Below are 16,391 nucleotides of genomic sequence, written 5' to 3'. Positions count from 1 at the left end.
GGCGTTCGTTCAACGCACCGCGGTGAAGAAGCGATCCAGCCGGAAGCCGGACAGCCAGGCCCAGACCGGCTGGTTCTTGTAGCCAAGGTCCCAGGAGCCGACCACGGCATCGGCGCGGCCGACGAGATTGTCGATCGGCAGCAGGCCGACGCCGCCATCGCGCAAGGCCACGCGGCTGTCGGCGGAGTTGTCGCGGTTATCGCCGAGCACGAACAGCTTGCCGGGCGGCACCGTCACCTCCGGCGTGTTGTCGAGACGGCCGTTGTCGCGCATCTTGAAGATCAGGTGCGAGACGCCGTTCGGCAGCGTCTCGACGTAGCGATAGGCCGGATCGTTGCGGCCGGTGTCGTCCTCGGCATCGCCGATGCCGTCCGGCTTCAGCGCGGCCGCCTGGCCGTTGATGTAGAGCTGACCCTGGCGCATCTGGATGCGGTCGCCGGGCAGGCCGACGACGCGCTTGACCCAGGCCTGCGAGGTGTCGCCCGGCCAGCGGAACACGACGACGTCGCCGCGCTTCGGCGTCTCGCCGAACAGGCGGCCGGTCTCCGGCAGCGTGATCTGCATCGGCAGCGACGAGGTGCCGTAGCCGTAGGGGAATTTGGAGGCGAGCAGGGCGTCGCCGATCATCAGGGTCGGCTCCATCGAGCCCGACGGCACGTAGAACGGCTCGGCGATCGCGCCCTTGGCGACGAACACCACCATGACGACCGCGACGAGCTGCGCGAGCTGGCCGCCCCAGGTGCTTTCCTTGCGGACGGCGCCCGTGCGCGGGGCCTTGGTGCTGGTCTTGTCCGTGGACATCTTCTCAAGGCTCATCGGCCCGTGCCTCCGACCGTAATGCGATCCATGCGAAGCGTCGGCTGGCCGACGCCGACCGGCACGCCCTGGCCGTTCTTGCCGCAGGTGCCGATGCCGGTGTCCAGCGACAGATCGTTGCCGATCATGCTGATGCGGTTGAGGTCGGTCGGACCGTTGCCGATCAGCATCGCGCCCTTCACCGGCGCGCCGACCTTGCCGTTCTCGATCCTGTAGGCCTCGGTGCACTGGAAGACATATTTGCCCGAGGTGATGTCGACCTGGCCGCCGCCGAAATTGACGGCGTAAATGCCGTTCTTGACGGAGGCGATGATCTCGGCCGGATCGCGCTCGCCGGCCAGCATGTAGGTGTTGGTCATGCGCGGCATCGGCACGTGTGCGTAGCCCTGGCGGCGGCCGTTGCCGGTCGGCGCCATGTTCATCAGCCGGGCGTTCTGGCGGTCCTGCATGTAGCCGACCAGGATGCCGTCCTCGATCAGCACGGTGCGGCTGGTCGGCGTGCCCTCGTCGTCGATCGACAGCGAGCCGCGGCGCGAGGCCATGGTGCCGTCATCGACCACGGTGACGCCCTTGGCGGCGACCGGCTTGCCCAGCAGCCCGGCGAAGGCGGAGGTCTTCTTGCGGTTGAAGTCGCCCTCGAGGCCGTGGCCGACCGCCTCGTGCAGCATCACGCCGGGCCAGCCGGCGCCGAGCACGACGTCCATCTCGCCGGCGGGGGCGGGCACGGATTCGAGGTTGACCAGCGCCTCGCGCAGCGCGCCGTCGGCGGCCTCGCGCCAGGCCTTGGTCTCGATGAAGCGGGCATAGGCCTCGCGGCCGCCATAGCCCTTGCTGCCGCTCTCCTGGCGGTCGCCCTGGCCGGCGACGACGGAAACATTGACGCGCACCAGCGGGCGGATGTCGCGATAGCTCTCGCCGTCGGGACGCAGGATCTCCACGACTTGCCAGGTCGCGCCGAGCGACACCGTCACCTGGCGCACGCGCGGATCCTTGTCGCGCAAATACGCGTCGATCTCGCCGAGCAGCTTGACCTTGCTTTCGAACCCCGGGGCGTCCAGCGGATTGTCGTCGCCATAGAGCCGGACGTTGGTGTGCGGCGGCGCGCTCGCGAACGTGCCGGAATAGCCGCCGCGCACGGCGCTGACGGCATCGGCCGCGCGCATCAGGGCCGGCAGCGAGACGTCGGAGGAATGGGCATAGCCGACTGCATCGTCCTTCACCGCGCGCAGGCCGAATCCCTGGCTGGTGTCGTAGGTCGCCTGCTTCAGCCGGCCATTGTCGAAGGTCAGTGCCTCGGTCTGGCTGTATTCGAAGAACAATTCGCCGTCATCGGCGCCGGCCAGGCCACGCCCGACCTCGCTCCGGACCGCATCACGGTCCAGGTTGGCGCGCTCGAGCAGGGAGGTGGTGGGAGCAGTCATGTGTCAATCCGTTGTCGGAGCGTTCATTCCAAGATAGTTGTTTTGACGCCGGGGCGCGAGGGGCTGGATGATTACCGAACTGACATGGTTGAGATCGTTCCCATCACGTCCGCTCACATCGAGAGCTTCCACCGCACGCTCGATTACGTCGCGCGCGAACGGCGCTATCTGTCGTTCGTGCAGGCGCCGCCGCTCGAGTCGACGCGCGCCTTCATTCTGAACAACATCCACGAGGGATATCCGCAATTCGTCGCTCTCTCGGCCGGGGAGGTGGTGGGCTGGTGCGATGTCACGCCCAAATCAGGGCCAATCGATGCCCGGATCGGGGTGCTCGGCATGGGCCTAATGCCGCAGTTCCGGCACCAGGGCCTGGGCCGACGACTGATGGCGGCGGCGCTCGAGGCGGCGCGGGTGGCCGGCTTCTCGCGCGTCGAGCTCACCGTTTACCGCAGCAACACCAACGCCATCAGGCTGTACCAGCAGGCCGGATTCCTGCTCAAGGCGGTGCAGCCGCGGGAGCCCGGCGATGACGGGTTCGACAAGACCCTGCTGGTGATGGCGCTGGCGCTCGACGCACCACGCTGAGATCGCGTCACACCGTCTCACGGCCCGATCACGGCATCGTGCGAATCCCGTCAATCGCAGCCGACGTCAGGGCAGCTTGTCGAAGCCCTCGGCGAGGCCGTTGAGGCTCAGCGGAAAGCCGATGCCTTCCTCCGGCGTCTCGAAGATGATGAAGGTCGCGGTCTTCGCGGTCTTGAGCTGGCCGAGCAGCTTGTCCTCCAGCACCACCTCGGCGACGCAGCCATTGGGCAGACAGCGCACGAAGCCGGCGCGGCCGACGTCCTGGTTGTCGAGCTTCAGTCCGAGGCCGGACGGCAGCAGCACGCCGAGCGGCGCCACCACGCGCATCAGCCGGCTCTTCTGGTCGGCGGTCTTCAGCATGATCACGGTGAGGCCGGCATTGGAGCGGTCCTCGGCCACGACGCTCTGGATCAGCGCGCACTGCTCGGCCTGCGCGCCGGGCGGCGTGTCGCAGCGGATCTGCCAGTCGCCATGCACCGAGCGCACCGCGCCCTGCGCCCACGCCGCATGCGGCACGCCGACGACCGTCGCAGCGATCATCGCGACCGCGGTCGCTGCGGCGGAGGTCATCGCGGCAACACGCGTGAGTCGCGCACGCACCGCGCTGAATCGGTACAAACGGCGCGAGTCATTCGCAGCTGGGGTCGACATGTCAGCTGTCCTGTCCGTTGAAACCCTGATCCGGGTCGGTGCCATGACAATTTCCTGTGGGTGATCTGCGCGTCCGACGCCATGATACGGCAATGATGGCGTCTTGAGGACAGCGTCATCGGCGTACGGCACGAAACGATACCCAAAATGGCCGCACCCTGGTGGGCGCTGCCGCTGCGCCTCGCCGAATCAGCCTCGCAAACGGCCGTGTCCCGTTTGCCTACATCGCGCCGCACGCCTGTCAAGCGCCCGTTGCCCGCGAAATCACGGCATGCGGCAATCTCCCGGAAAATACGCTCGTCGCGACGAACAGCGCGGCGCGCGATATCAGGCGCAAGACTGCATTGCGATAGATCAAGAATTATGGTTTGAGAAGAAAGATTTCGTCATTCCAGTGAACTGGCCCAGGTGCTTTTCTATGCATCCGCCCGAAGGCCATTTGTCAGGAGAGCGGATCGAACGGCGCGCCGCTGCGTGAAGCGGGCGGTGCGCCGAGGGGGAAAGTTCTGAAGGGAGCGCGACGGCATGAAGATGTCGAAAGGCCAATTGAGCGCCTTGCTGGGGTTGGCCGTAACGGGCGTGACGCTCGTGTCGGGTGGAGCGGCGTTTGCTGAAACGGGCCAGCCGGCGCCATGGGAAGTCAAGCTGCAGGAGGCCGCGACGCCGGTGATGGAGAACATCACCTGGTTCCACGGCCTGCTGCTGACGATCATCACCATCATCACGCTGTTCGTGCTGGCGCTGCTGATCGCCGTGGTGGTCAAGTTCAACGCGCGCGCCAACCCGGTGCCGTCGCGGACGACCCACAACACGCTGATCGAGGTGGCCTGGACGCTGATCCCGGTGCTGATCCTGGTCATGATCGCGGTGCCGTCGTTCCGGCTGCTGTTCCTCGAGCTGGACGTGCCGAAGGCCGATATGACCATCAAGGCCACCGGCAAGCAGTGGTACTGGAGCTACGCCTATCCCGACAACGGCAAGTTCGAGTTCGACTCGCTGCTGGCGCAGGACAAGCAGCCGCGCCTGCTCGCCGTCGACAACGAGATGGTCGTGCCGGTCAACAAGGTGATTCGCGTCCAGACCACGGGCGCCGACGTGATCCACTCCTGGGCGATCCCGTCGTTCGGCGTCAAGATCGACGCCATTCCCGGCCGCCTCAACGAGACCTGGTTCAAGGCGACCAAGGTCGGCATGTATTACGGCCAGTGCTCCGAGCTGTGCGGCAAGGATCACGCCTACATGCCGATCGCGGTGCGCGTCGTGAGCGATCAGGAATTCACCGCCTGGGTCGAGGACGCCAAGAAGAAGTACGCCAGCGCGCCCACGAGCACCTATGCGTCGGCTGCGGGCGTGTCGCAGTAGCCGAGCGCGGATGAACGCTAAGATTGAGGGCCGCCTTGGCGGTCCACGGGGACACTGAGGATTGGACAATGGCGACGAACGTAGCGACCCATGCAGGCCATGACGATCACGCGCACGACCACCCGACCGGATGGCGGCGCTGGATCTATTCGACCAACCACAAAGATATCGGCACGATGTATCTGATCTTCGCGGTCTGCGCCGGCATCATCGGCGCCGCCATGTCGATCGCGATCCGCATCGAGCTGATGTATCCGGGCGTGCAGCTCTTCCACGAGAACCACACCTACAACGTGTTCGTGACCTCGCACGGCCTGATCATGATCTTCTTCATGGTCATGCCGGCGATGATCGGCGGCTTCGGCAACTGGATGGTGCCGCTGATGATCGGCGCGCCGGACATGGCGTTTCCGCGCATGAACAACATCTCGTTCTGGCTGCTGCCCGCCTCGTTCGCGCTGCTGCTGACCTCGACCTTCGTCGAGGGCGAGCCCGGCGCCAACGGCGTCGGCGCCGGCTGGACGATGTATGTGCCGCTGTCGACCTCGGGTCATCCCGGACCGGCGGTGGACTTCGCGATCCTGTCGCTGCACCTTGCCGGCGCGTCGTCGATCCTCGGCTCGATCAACTTCATCACCACCATCTTCAACATGCGCGCGCCGGGCATGACCCTGCACAAGATGCCGCTGTTCGTGTGGTCGATCCTGGTGACGGTGTTCCTGCTGCTGCTGTCGCTGCCGGTGCTCGCCGGCGCCATCACCATGATGCTGACCGATCGCAATTTCGGCACCACCTTCTTCGATCCGGCCGGCGGCGGTGATCCGGTGCTGTTCCAGCACCTGTTCTGGTTCTTCGGCCATCCGGAAGTGTACATCCTGATCCTGCCCGGCTTCGGCATGATCAGCCAGATCGTGTCGACCTTCTCGCGCAAGCCCGTGTTCGGCTATCTCGGCATGGCCTACGCCATGGTCGCGATCGGCGGCATCGGCTTCGTGGTGTGGGCGCACCACATGTACACGGTCGGCATGTCCTCGGCGACGCAGGCCTATTTCGTCGCCGCCACCATGGTGATCGCGGTGCCCACCGGCGTGAAGATCTTCTCCTGGATCGCCACGATGTGGGGCGGCTCGATCGAGTTCCGTGCTCCGATGCTGTGGGCGGTGGGCTTCATCTTCCTGTTCACGGTCGGTGGCGTCACCGGCGTCGTGCTGGCGAACGCCGGCGTCGACCGCGTGCTGCAGGACACCTATTACGTCGTCGCGCACTTCCACTACGTGCTGTCGCTCGGCGCGGTGTTCGCCATCTTCGCGGGCTGGTACTACTGGTTCCCGAAGATGTTCGGCTACATGTACAACGAGACCATCGCCAAGGCGCACTTCTGGGTGACCTTCATCGGCGTCAACCTCGTGTTCTTCCCGCAGCACTTCCTCGGCCTGTCGGGCATGCCGCGCCGCTACATCGACTATCCCGACGCCTATGCCGGCTGGAACCTGGTCTCGTCGATCGGCTCCTATATCTCCGGATTCGGCGTGCTGATCTTCATCTACGGGATCGTCGACGCCTTCATGCGCAAGCAGCAGGCGGCGAACAATCCGTGGGGACCGGGCGCCACGACCCTGGAGTGGACCCTGTCCTCGCCGCCGCCGTTCCACCAGTTCGAGGTGCTGCCGAAGGTGCAGTAACCCTGCTCTCGCGATGCGGCGCCGATCCGGCGCCGCATCGATGTCCGCCGGCAGCGCGCTTGAGGGCGCGCCGTCGGAATCCTTGAGGCGAGGTGCTGACGCGACATGCGTCGGGGCCGTTTGAATTGAAGTCTGGATTCGTCGTGTCGGTCATTGATCAGAACGCCATTGCCGTCGGCCCGCGGATTTCCGAGGCCGATGTCGGCGATTATCTCGCGCTCCTCAAGCCGCGGGTGATGTCGCTCGTGATCTTCACGGCGCTGATCGGCCTGCTGATCGCTCCGGGCCATTTCCACCCCGTGCTCGCCATCACCTCCTTGCTGTGCATCGCCGTCGGCGCCGGTGCTTCCGGGGCGCTGAACATGGCGCTGGAAGGCGACATCGACTCGCTGATGTCGCGCACCGCCAACCGTCCGATCCCGCGCGGCCGCATCACCCGCCCGGAGGCGCTGGCCTTCGGCATCACGCTGTCGTTCTTCTCGGTGCTGACGCTCGGCATCCTCGTCAACTGGTTCGCCGGCGCGCTGCTCGCCTTCACAATCTTTTTCTACGTCGTCGTCTACACGCTGTGGCTGAAGCGCTGGACCGCGCAGAACATCGTCATCGGCGGCGCCGCCGGCGCCCTGCCGCCGGTGGTCGCCTGGGTGTCGTCCACCGGATCGATCGCGCCGGAGCCGCTCTGGCTGTTCCTGATCATCTTCTTCTGGACCCCGCCGCATTTCTGGGCGCTGGCGCTGTTCCGCAGCGATGACTACGCCCGCGCCGGCGTGCCGATGCTGCCGGTGGTCGCCGGCCCGGACGCGACCCGGCTGCAGATCCTGCTCTACACCATCGTCCTGGTGGCGATCGCGGCTGCGCCGTGGCCGCTCGGCTATTTCGATGCCGTCTACGGCGTCGTCTCGCTGGCGCTTGGGGCTGGCATGCTGTGGCTCGCGGTCGAGGTGTTCCGCAAGCGCGAGCGCAGCGCCTCGCTGCGCGCCAACCGCAAGCTGTTCGCCTTCTCGATCCTTTATCTGTTCGTGCTGTTCGCGACGCTCGGACTCGAAGCGGTCGCGCGCATGATCGCGCCGCTGATCTGGTAAGGGGCGCGAGACTGGAAAACATGGCGACCACGATGGCGGATCGAAACGAGTCAGAGGGCATCGTCCTCACCGAGGCGCAGCTGCGCAGCCGGCGCCGCCGCTCGATCGCGATCGCGCTCGCGCTCGGCGTGCTGGTGGTGCTGTTCTTCGCGGTGACCATGGTGAAGGGTCCCGCGGTGCTGAATCGGCCGATGTAGAGACGCGATGCAGGACGGGACGAAGCAGACCGCGATGGAGACAACCGACCAGAACGTTCCGGCGACCGCGCCGGCCGCGCCGCGCCGCGGCCTCAGCCGCGATGCGCTGGTCGGCGGCATCTGCGGCGCCGTCGCGGTGCTGATGGTGGGCGCGGCCTATGCCGCCGTGCCGTTCTACAACTGGTTCTGCCGCGCCACCGGCTTCAACGGCACCACGCAGGTGGCGACATCAGCGCCATCCGCGGCGCCGCTGGCGCGCCGGATCTCCGTGCGCTTCGACTCCAATGTCGCCGGCGGTCTGCCCTGGAAGTTCGAGCCGGAGAAGACCGAGATCGATGTCGCGATCGGCGAGGTGGTCACGGTCTACTACAAGGTCACCAACGAGGCGGCGCGCACCACCATGGCGCAGGCGGCCTACAACGTGTCGCCGCTGACATCAGGCGCCTACTTCCAGAAGATCAACTGCTTCTGCTTTACCGAGCAGACCATGGCGCCGGGCGAGACCCGCGAGATGGCGGTGGTGTTCTACGTCGATCCGGCGATAGCAGCCGATCACGAGAACGACAGCTTGAAGACGATCACGCTGTCATACACCTTCTATCCCGTCCGCGACACGCCGAAGCCGGTCGCTGCGGGCGAGCCGGACAAGCCGCGGGGCAGCCTATGACTGTGACTGTGCGGAAATCCGATATCCGGGGACCATCGCTGTTGAACGACACCGTGCCGGCGCGACCGGCATCGATCTGGGGAGAGACTTGCCATGGCTGAGGCGCACGCCAAGCATCACGACTACCATCTCGTCGATCCGAGCCCTTGGCCGTTCGTCGGCTCGGTCTCGGCCTTCATCATGGCGTTCGGCGCGATCGGCTGGATGCACAAGATGTACGGCGCCGCGCCGATCGTGTTCGGCATCGGCACCATCGGCGTGCTCTACACCATGGCGAGCTGGTGGGGCGACGTCATCAAGGAAGCGCAGTACAAGGGCGACCATACCCGCGTGGTGCAGCTGCATCACCGCTACGGCATGATCCTGTTCATCGCCTCCGAGGTGATGTTCTTCGTCGCCTGGTTCTGGGCCTATTTCAATGCCGCGCTGTATCCGAACTACGAGGTGCAGGCGACCCGCGACGCCCTGTTCGGCGGCGTCTGGCCGCCGAAGGGCATCGAGACCTTCGATCCCTGGCATCTGCCGCTGCTCAACACGCTGATCCTGCTGACCTCGGGCACCACGGTGACCTGGGCGCACCACGCGCTGCTCGAGGGTGACCGCAAGGGCCTGAAATACGGCCTGATCCTCACCATCCTCCTGGGTGCGACCTTCACCTGCGTGCAGGCCTACGAGTACAGCCACGCGACGTTCTCGTTCGCCGGCCACGTCTACGGCTCGACCTTCTTCATGGCGACGGGCTTCCACGGCTTCCACGTCCTGGTCGGCACGATCTTCCTGATCGTCTGCCTGGCGCGCGCCTATGCCGGCCACTTCACGCCCAAGCAGCATCTCGGCTTCGAGTTCGCCGCCTGGTACTGGCACTTCGTCGACGTGGTCTGGCTGTTCCTGTTTATCTGCATCTACGTCTGGGGCCACGGCGCCGAGGCGATGGCCCACGGCGCGCACTGAAGCCGGCGCGCACCGGTTCCGTCGAACGTGCTAAGAAGGGGCGGCCGTCGGGCCGCCCTTTCTCGTTTGCGGCGGTGCCCGGCGGTTGATCGAAATGTGATCCGCCGTCGCCGCCTCCGGTTGTATCACCAGGGGGCGCCGCCCGGCCGCCCAGGGGCAAGACACCATGACCACGCATCCGCCCGTCACTTTGGCCCAGACCGTCCTGCGCGGGCTCGCCTGCCGCTGCCCGCGCTGCGGCCAGGGCAAGCTGTTCGACGGCTTCCTCAACCTGCGCAAGCGTTGCGAAGCCTGCGATCTCGACTATGCCTTCATCGACACCGGCGACGGTCCGGCGATCTTCATCATGATGCTCGCCGGCGCCATCGTGGTCGGCGCCGCCCTGATCGTCGAGGTGAAGTATCAGCCGCCGTTCTGGGTCCATGCCGCGCTCTGGGGGCCGCTGATCCTGGTGACGACGCTGCTGCCGCTGCGCGCGATGAAATCGCTGCTGATCGCCCTGCAATTCCACCACAAGGCCGCCCCCGGGCGTTTGGTGGACAAGACGCCGCGATGAACGGTCCGAGTTCCGCGGAGCGGCGCTCCGGTTTTGAAGCGCTGCTCAGGTCCTGCCGTTGCGGTCTGTCTCCCGGGACATGGGTCAAGCCGCTTCCGGACGCGAAAGAAAAGGTAAGCCCTCGCCGCAAACACGCTGCGCTCCCTCCCCCCTTGTGGGGGAGGGTTGGGGAGGGGGGTAGCCTCAACGGCAGTCTTTGCTGGGGCACCCCCAACCCCTCCCCGCAAGGGGGAGGGGAGCGCACTGTCCGCGCGGTGAAAGCGGGAGGCTATCTCACGCGTGTGGACACCATCGAACTCAAGCCGGCGCGCAGCGTCGGAGTCGCCGCATGACCTCCGCCCGTCCCACCACCTCCTCCCGCGCCTTCGCCGCCTTCACCTTCGTCATGGTCGCACTGTTCATCGGCCTCGGCGTCTGGCAATTGCAGCGCCGTGCCGAGAAGCATGCGCTGATCGCCGCGCTCACCGATCGTGTCGCCGCAGCACCCGCGCCGCTGCCTCCGCCAAGCGACTGGCGCACGCTGACGCCGGAGCGCGACGAATTCCGCCGCGTCAGCTTCACCGCGACCTATGCAAAGCTGCCGGATGCGATGGTCTACAGCGCCGGCTCGGCCGTGCGCGAGGACGTCTCCGGGCCGGGCACCTGGGCGTTCCTCCCCGCGCGCCTGGCGTCTGGCGAGACCATCGTGATCGACGCCGGCTTCGTCGCCAACACGATGCAGGACCGCAGCATCCAGGACCGGCAGGTCGGCAAGCTCGTCACCGGCGGGCCCGTGATTCTCACCGGCTATCTGCGCTTCCCCGAGGCCGCCGGCCTGCTCACCGCGGCCGAGAGCCGCGACAAGCGGCTGTGGTTCACGCGCGACCATCGCGCGATGGCCAGGACGCTCGGCTGGGGCGAGGTCGCGCCGTTCTACATCGACCTGGAAACGCCGGTGCCGGACAACGGCATCCCAAAACCCGGTCCGCTGTCGCCGCATCTGCGCGACGAGCACATGCAATACGCGATCACCTGGTTCTCACTCGCCGCGGCGCTGATCGTGGCCTTCGCGGTGTGGGCGAGGGGACGGCGCAGATCCGCTCGATGACGCGTAGCCCGCGTGAGCGACAGCGATATGGGGGCCGCTGTCGATCCCGCATGTCGCGGCCTGCTAAGAAGTCAAATATTGGTCAAGATGAGACGGGCGGCTGTCTTAGGAGCCGAAGTTGAGTGATGATGGTGTTGATCTTCTGCGGACATTCCGTGATCCGCTGATCGGGTTGCCACTTTCCCACGTGTGGCGAGGCGCTGGCTCGGCCATTTTCTTGGAGTTTGGGCATCTCACCAGCTGTACCCGGCGCGACGGAACGCTTGGTAATCCGGAGGGAGAGTTTGGCCTGATGATCGAGTGGAGCTGGCGTATCGAAGACAACTCGTCGATCTTGTGCGGAAGCTGGAGCGAGGAGTCCTTGTGGGCGGCAACATTTGATCACATCCGTAACAAGACCGTCGTGGAGTTTTCGGTCGTTGGACGATTACCCGAAATCGCCGTAGGTCTGTCGGATGAGCTCTACGTGACATCCTTCATGACAGCCGAAGGCGATCCGGCTTGGGTGCTGTTCGACCGACGAGAGGACGTCGTGAGAACATTGGGCGTTCGGCAGGGGCGTGTGGAGGCAGTAACCGCCAGCCGATGACCTCCTAGCCCGCATGAGCGAAGCGACATGCGGGTTCAGCACCGGCCCCCGCATGTCGCTTCGCTCATGCGGGCTACGGCGGGCAAAACGGCGCTTGACTTAGAGCGCGCTCGAACCCGTAGCCTGCCTGGCGTCGTGAATGGAGATAAAGCGCGCATGAAGATCGGCGAGCTGGCCAGGCAGTCGGGGCTGACGCCCCATACGATCCGCTACTACGAGCGGATCGGGCTGCTGCCCAGGGCCGATCGCGATCATGCCCGCCAGCGGGACTACGACGCATCGATCCTGACCTGGATCGAATTCCTCGGCCGCCTCAAGGCCACGGGAATGCCGATCCGGGACATGCTGCGCTACGCCGAGCTGCGCGCGGGCGGCGCTGCCACCGAGCCGGAACGATGCCGGCTGCTGGAGCGTCATCGCGAGGCGGTCCGGGCGCGCGTCGCCAGCCTGCAGGATTGCCTTCTCGTTCTCGACGGCAAGATCACCGGTTATGCCGGCAGCAGCGAGAGGACGAACGATGATGACGCAGTCAACGCCCAGCCAAGCCACGACGACGAGCCCGATGCCGGGCGCCACGCCATCCGGCGCCAACACCGATCAGGACCGTCTGGCGCGCGGCCGGCGCGCGCTCGATAGCATCGACGGCGAGGCCGGCCACAATGTGATCGCGGCGCTCGCCGACATCGCGCCGGACTTCGCCACCTACGTGATCGAGTTTCCGTTCGGCGACATCTATTCACGCCCCGGCCTCGATCTGCGCAGCCGCGAGATCGCGACCATCGCGGCGCTGACCGCGCTCGGCAATGCCAGCCCGCAGCTGAAGGTTCATATCCATGCTGGCCTCAACGTCGGCCTCAGCCGCGACGAGATCACTGAGGTGATCATGCAGATGGCGGTCTATGCCGGCTTCCCCGCCGCGCTCAACGGATTGTTCGCAGCCAAGGCGGTGTTTGCCGAGGCCGACGCGAAGGCCGGTGAGGCCGCCTCGGTTTGATTAGCGGGCTACGCACCGCGCCTCGCCACCGCGATCGTCGCGACCCTGATTTGAGTCGCCCGACGGGCTATCCAAAACGGCATGAGCTGGCGTCCGATATCGAGAATTCGGCCGCGCCGGAAAACTGATTATGTAAGCATCCTCAACGCGCTGATCAGTTCAGCATCGACCGGCGGCAATTTTTTGCTTTCATTTTTTCCGAAATCATGGTTGTCTCTTCCCATTCCGCCTCGCCAGCGAGGGACGTACGCGTCGTCACGGACGTTGGGGTGGGATGCGATGGACGGGTCGGCTGCAACTGACGAGTGCGGCCGGCGCGGACGGCGAAGTCGCGTGGTCCTGATACCCCGACGCTGGTATCAAGTTGGCGCTGGTGCCGATGCATCGCGTCGATGACGGTGGCCAAAAAGCCCGGTGCACCGAGGAGAGCGCGTATAAGTCGTAAGCCATCGCGCAGGGAAGGCCGGGTCATCCGGCTGAACCTGTGGTTCCTGCCCCGTGCATTCTTGTTCGCACGGGGGCCACGGGCCTCAGTCGAGGTCCGGCCTTCCCTGCGCCCTCCGTTTCCGGAGGGACGAGATTCCGCAAAGCTCGGGTGCCGATCGCGCCGCGAGGATAAGAAGCTGTGTCTTGCGGGCCGGGGCGCCGCCTCCACCGCCGCCATGCCCGAAGGCGGGGATCCAGTAGGCCGCGGCAGTGCGGTTGACCATGGTCGCCACGGCGTACTGGGACGGAGCACCTTCGTGTGCTGCCACCCCGCGCCGGCGTAACGCCGCCGTAACCCGGAGCCGCGACCATTGCTGTGCCAACAACCGGTTTCGCCCACGGGCCAAAACCATTATGGTGCCGGACCATGTTGCCGCCGGGCGGTTCCGATTTCGAATTCAATCAACGGGTTATGGCCTAGTGACGCAGGTCAGGAGAGCGGTTTGACGCGCTATGTTTCGACCCGCGGGGAAGCCCCCGCGCTCACCTTCTGCGATGTGATGCTGACCGGGCTCGCCCGTGACGGCGGCCTGTACGTGCCCGAGACCTGGCCGCAGCTGACGCCGGCGACGATCGCGTCGTTCTTCGGCCGGCCCTATTGGGAGGTCGCCGTCGAAGTCATCAAGCCGTTCGTCGCCGGCGAGATTTCCGACGAGGAGCTCGGCCGCATGGCCAACGAGGCCTATGCGACCTTCCGTCACCCCGCCGTGGTGCCGCTCGACCAGACCGCACCGCATCAGTTCGTGCTGGAGCTGTTCCACGGCCCGACCCTGGCGTTCAAGGACGTGGCGATGCAGCTGATCTCGCGGCTGATGGACCACGTGCTCGCCAAGCGCGGCGAGCGCACCACCATTGTCGTGGCGACGTCGGGAGATACCGGCGGCGCCGCGGTCGATGCGTTCGCCGGCCGCGACAATGCCGACCTCATCGTGCTGTTTCCGCATGGCCGCATCTCCGAGGTGCAGCGGCGGATGATGACCACGTCGGGCGCGGCGAACGTGCATGCGCTGGCCATCGAAGGTCATTTCGACGACTGCCAGGCGATCGTGAAGGGCCTGTTCAACCATCACGGCTTCCGCGATTCGGTCAGGCTGTCGGGCGTCAACTCGATCAACTGGGCGCGCGTCGTCGCCCAGGTGGTCTACTACTTCACTTCGGCGGTCGCGATCGGCGCGCCGCACCGCGCCGTCGACTTCACCGTGCCGACCGGCAATTTCGGCGACATCTTCGCCGGCTACGTCGCCAAGCGCATGGGTCTGCCGGTGCGGACCTTGCGCGTCGCGACCAACGTCAACGACATCCTCGCCCGGACGCTGGCGACCGGCATCTACGAGGTGCGCGAGGTGCATGCGACGGCCTCGCCCTCGATGGACATCCAGGTGTCGTCGAATTTCGAGCGGCTGCTGTTCGAAGCCGGCGGCCGCGACGCCGGCACCGTGCGGCGGCTGATGGACGGCCTCAAGCAGTCCGGCCGCTTCGTGCTGCCGGATGCGATGCTGGCCGCGATCCGCGCGGATTTCGACGCCGGACGCGCCGACGAGACCGAGACCGCCGCTGCGATCCGCGCCGCCTTCCGCGAGGCCGGCGATCTCGTCGATCCGCACACGGCGGTGGCGCTGGCGGTGGCCGATCGCGACGGAACGGATCTGTCGGTGCCGAACATCGTGCTGTCGACCGCGCATCCCGCCAAATTCCCCGACGCGGTCGAGGCCGCCTGCGGGATGCGGCCGCATCTGCCGGTGTGGCTCGAAGGGCTGATGAGCAGGCGCGAGGACATCAGGATCATGCGGAACGACCAGGCCGAGGTGGAGAAGTTCATCCGCTCGGTCAGCCGGGCCGCCAAGCAGGGAATTGCATGATGGGTGTGGAAGTCACCAAGCTGCCGACGGGGCTGACGGTCGTCACCGACACGATGCCGCATTTGGAGACGGCCGCGCTCGGGGTCTGGGCCGGCGTCGGCGGCCGCGACGAAAAGCCGGATGAGCACGGCATCTCGCATCTGCTCGAGCACATGGCATTCAAGGGCACGACGACGCGCAGCGCCCGCGAGATCGTCGAGACGGTCGAGGCCGTCGGCGGCGATCTGAATGCCGGGACCTCGACCGAGACCACGGCCTATTACGCCCGCGTGCTGAAGGCCGACGTGCCGATGGCGCTCGACGTGCTCTCCGACATTCTCGCCAATCCGTCGTTCGTGCCGGAGGAGCTGGAGCGCGAGAAGAACGTGATCGTGCAGGAGATCGGCGCGGCACAGGATACGCCTGACGACGTCGTGTTCGAGCATCTCAACGAGCTGTGCTTTCCGGACCAGCCGATGGGCCGCTCGCTGCTCGGCACCGCCAAGACGCTGGAGGCGTTCGATCGCGACAAGCTGCACGGCTATCTGTCGACGCATTACCGCGGCCCCGACATGGTGGTCGCCGCCGCCGGTGCCGTCGACCATCAGCGGGTGGTCGAGGACGTGACGAAGCGCTTTGCGAGCTTCAATGGCGGCGAGGGGCCGAAGCCGCTGCCGGCGGCGTTCGGCAAGGGCGGCTCGCGGGTCGTGCATCGCGATCTCGAGCAGGCGCATCTGACGCTTGCGCTCGAGGGCGTGCCGCAGGCCGACCCGTCGCTGTTCTCGCTGCAGGTGTTCACCAACATCCTCGGCGGCGGCATGTCGTCCCGGCTGTTCCAGGAGGTGCGCGAGAACCGGGGGCTCTGCTACTCCGTCTACACGTTCCACGCGCCCTACAGCGACACGGGGTTCTTCGGCCTCTACACCGGGACCGATCCGGCCGACGCCCCCGAGATGATGGAGGTCGTGGTCGACATCATCGGCAATGCGGTGGAGACCCTGAGCGAGGCCGAGGTCGCCCGCGCCAAGGCGCAGATGAAGGCCGGGCTCTTGATGGCGCTGGAGAGCTGCAGTGCCCGTGCCGAGCAATTGGCGCGGCATATCCTGGCCTATGGCCGGCCGCAGACCTTGCAGGAGATGGTCGCCAAGATCGAGGCGGTCAGCGTCGAGAGCACGCGCGATGCGGCGCGGGCGCTGCTCGCACGCAGCAAGCCGGCGGTGGTCGCGCTCGGCACCGGCAGGGGTCTGGACACGGCGGTCACTTTCGCCGAAGGTCTGACCGGTTCGCGATCGAAGGCCCAACTGCACTGAGCGTGGTTCGGCTCGGTGCGGTCCGCGCGCATTTGAATCTCGCCAGATCTTGGCCTTGGAGATCTCGGCATTGGAGATCTGGGGTGGGTCGGAGCAGGCTTCGACCCGGAAAGAGCA

Annotated in this window: 17 protein-coding genes; 14 read left to right on the top strand and 3 right to left on the bottom strand. The window is 66.2% G+C overall.

Features of this window, described 5'->3' with window-relative positions; genetic code table 11:
- Positions 1-9 precede the first annotated feature (9 nt).
- Entirely contained in the window at positions 10-816 is an 807-nt protein-coding gene (lepB, locus tag QW845_RS10685; protein ID WP_409997896.1) for a signal peptidase I, read from the bottom strand.
- Complete coding sequence (gene tldD, locus QW845_RS10680) at positions 813-2,237, bottom strand: metalloprotease TldD (RefSeq protein ID WP_315801544.1); 1,425 nt, start codon at positions 2,235-2,237, stop codon at positions 813-815. Before tldD ends, lepB begins: the two co-directional genes overlap by 4 nt.
- An 84-nt stretch (positions 2,238-2,321) precedes the next feature.
- Between tldD and QW845_RS10675 the strand changes: the two genes are divergently transcribed.
- Positions 2,322-2,822, top strand: coding sequence for a GNAT family N-acetyltransferase (locus QW845_RS10675; protein WP_315801763.1), 501 nt, complete (start codon positions 2,322-2,324; stop codon positions 2,820-2,822).
- Between the two features lie 66 nt (positions 2,823-2,888).
- On the opposite strand, the gene QW845_RS10670 is transcribed toward QW845_RS10675, so the two are convergent.
- Complete coding sequence (locus QW845_RS10670) at positions 2,889-3,518, bottom strand: invasion associated locus B family protein (RefSeq protein WP_315801543.1); 630 nt, start codon at positions 3,516-3,518, stop codon at positions 2,889-2,891.
- A 480-nt stretch (positions 3,519-3,998) separates the two neighbouring features.
- Here QW845_RS10670 and coxB point away from each other — a divergent pair, with 480 nt between their 5' ends.
- The 13 genes from coxB to QW845_RS10605 all read left to right on the top strand — a co-directional run bounded on the left by coxB (position 3,999) and on the right by QW845_RS10605 (position 16,274).
- Positions 3,999-4,835, top strand: coding sequence for a cytochrome c oxidase subunit II (gene coxB, locus QW845_RS10665; protein WP_315801542.1), 837 nt, complete (start codon positions 3,999-4,001; stop codon positions 4,833-4,835).
- A gap of 68 nt (positions 4,836-4,903) precedes the next feature.
- A complete protein-coding gene (ctaD, locus tag QW845_RS10660; RefSeq protein ID WP_315801541.1) occupies positions 4,904-6,517 on the top strand; it encodes a cytochrome c oxidase subunit I in 1,614 nt (537 codons plus the stop codon).
- A gap of 143 nt (positions 6,518-6,660) precedes the next feature.
- The gene (locus tag QW845_RS10655; RefSeq protein ID WP_315801540.1) at positions 6,661-7,599 is read left to right on the top strand and encodes a heme o synthase; all 939 of its coding nucleotides are present in this window, start codon (positions 6,661-6,663) and stop codon (positions 7,597-7,599) included.
- Between the two features lie 20 nt (positions 7,600-7,619).
- Complete coding sequence (locus QW845_RS10650; protein ID WP_315801539.1) at positions 7,620-7,796, top strand: CoxF protein; 177 nt, start codon at positions 7,620-7,622, stop codon at positions 7,794-7,796.
- A gap of 34 nt (positions 7,797-7,830) precedes the next feature.
- Entirely contained in the window at positions 7,831-8,463 is a 633-nt protein-coding gene (locus tag QW845_RS10645) for a cytochrome c oxidase assembly protein (protein ID WP_315801762.1), read from the top strand.
- A 93-nt stretch (positions 8,464-8,556) separates the two neighbouring features.
- On the top strand, positions 8,557-9,414 hold the full coding sequence (locus tag QW845_RS10640; protein ID WP_315801538.1) for a cytochrome c oxidase subunit 3: 858 nt from the start codon (positions 8,557-8,559) through the stop codon (positions 9,412-9,414).
- Positions 9,415-9,580: 166 nt separating this feature from the next.
- Positions 9,581-9,970 carry a DUF983 domain-containing protein gene (locus QW845_RS10635; protein ID WP_315717920.1) on the top strand — a complete coding sequence of 130 codons (390 nt, stop codon included), beginning with the start codon at positions 9,581-9,583 and terminating at the stop codon, positions 9,968-9,970.
- 328 nt (positions 9,971-10,298) lie between these two features.
- Positions 10,299-11,057, top strand: coding sequence for an SURF1 family protein (locus QW845_RS10630; protein ID WP_315801537.1), 759 nt, complete (start codon positions 10,299-10,301; stop codon positions 11,055-11,057).
- Positions 11,058-11,175: 118 nt separating this feature from the next.
- Complete coding sequence (locus QW845_RS10625) at positions 11,176-11,646, top strand: hypothetical protein (protein ID WP_315801536.1); 471 nt, start codon at positions 11,176-11,178, stop codon at positions 11,644-11,646.
- A 156-nt stretch (positions 11,647-11,802) separates the two neighbouring features.
- Positions 11,803-12,282, top strand: coding sequence for a MerR family transcriptional regulator (locus QW845_RS10620; RefSeq protein WP_315801535.1), 480 nt, complete (start codon positions 11,803-11,805; stop codon positions 12,280-12,282).
- A complete protein-coding gene (locus QW845_RS10615) occupies positions 12,209-12,640 on the top strand; it encodes a carboxymuconolactone decarboxylase family protein (RefSeq protein ID WP_315801534.1) in 432 nt (143 codons plus the stop codon). Before QW845_RS10620 ends, QW845_RS10615 begins: the two co-directional genes overlap by 74 nt.
- A gap of 929 nt (positions 12,641-13,569) precedes the next feature.
- Entirely contained in the window at positions 13,570-14,985 is a 1,416-nt protein-coding gene (gene thrC, locus QW845_RS10610) for a threonine synthase (RefSeq protein WP_315801533.1), read from the top strand.
- On the top strand, positions 14,985-16,274 hold the full coding sequence (locus QW845_RS10605; RefSeq protein WP_315801761.1) for a pitrilysin family protein: 1,290 nt from the start codon (positions 14,985-14,987) through the stop codon (positions 16,272-16,274). Before thrC ends, QW845_RS10605 begins: the two co-directional genes overlap by 1 nt.
- The last annotated feature ends 117 nt before the right edge of the window (positions 16,275-16,391 follow it).

Origin of the sequence: Bradyrhizobium sp. SZCCHNS3002 (assembly GCF_032377435.1) — a bacterium.
Taxonomy (GTDB): domain Bacteria; phylum Pseudomonadota; class Alphaproteobacteria; order Rhizobiales; family Xanthobacteraceae; genus Bradyrhizobium.
The sequence above is the reverse complement of the archived record's forward strand: the minus strand, read 5'-3'. Positions and strand labels throughout refer to the sequence as shown.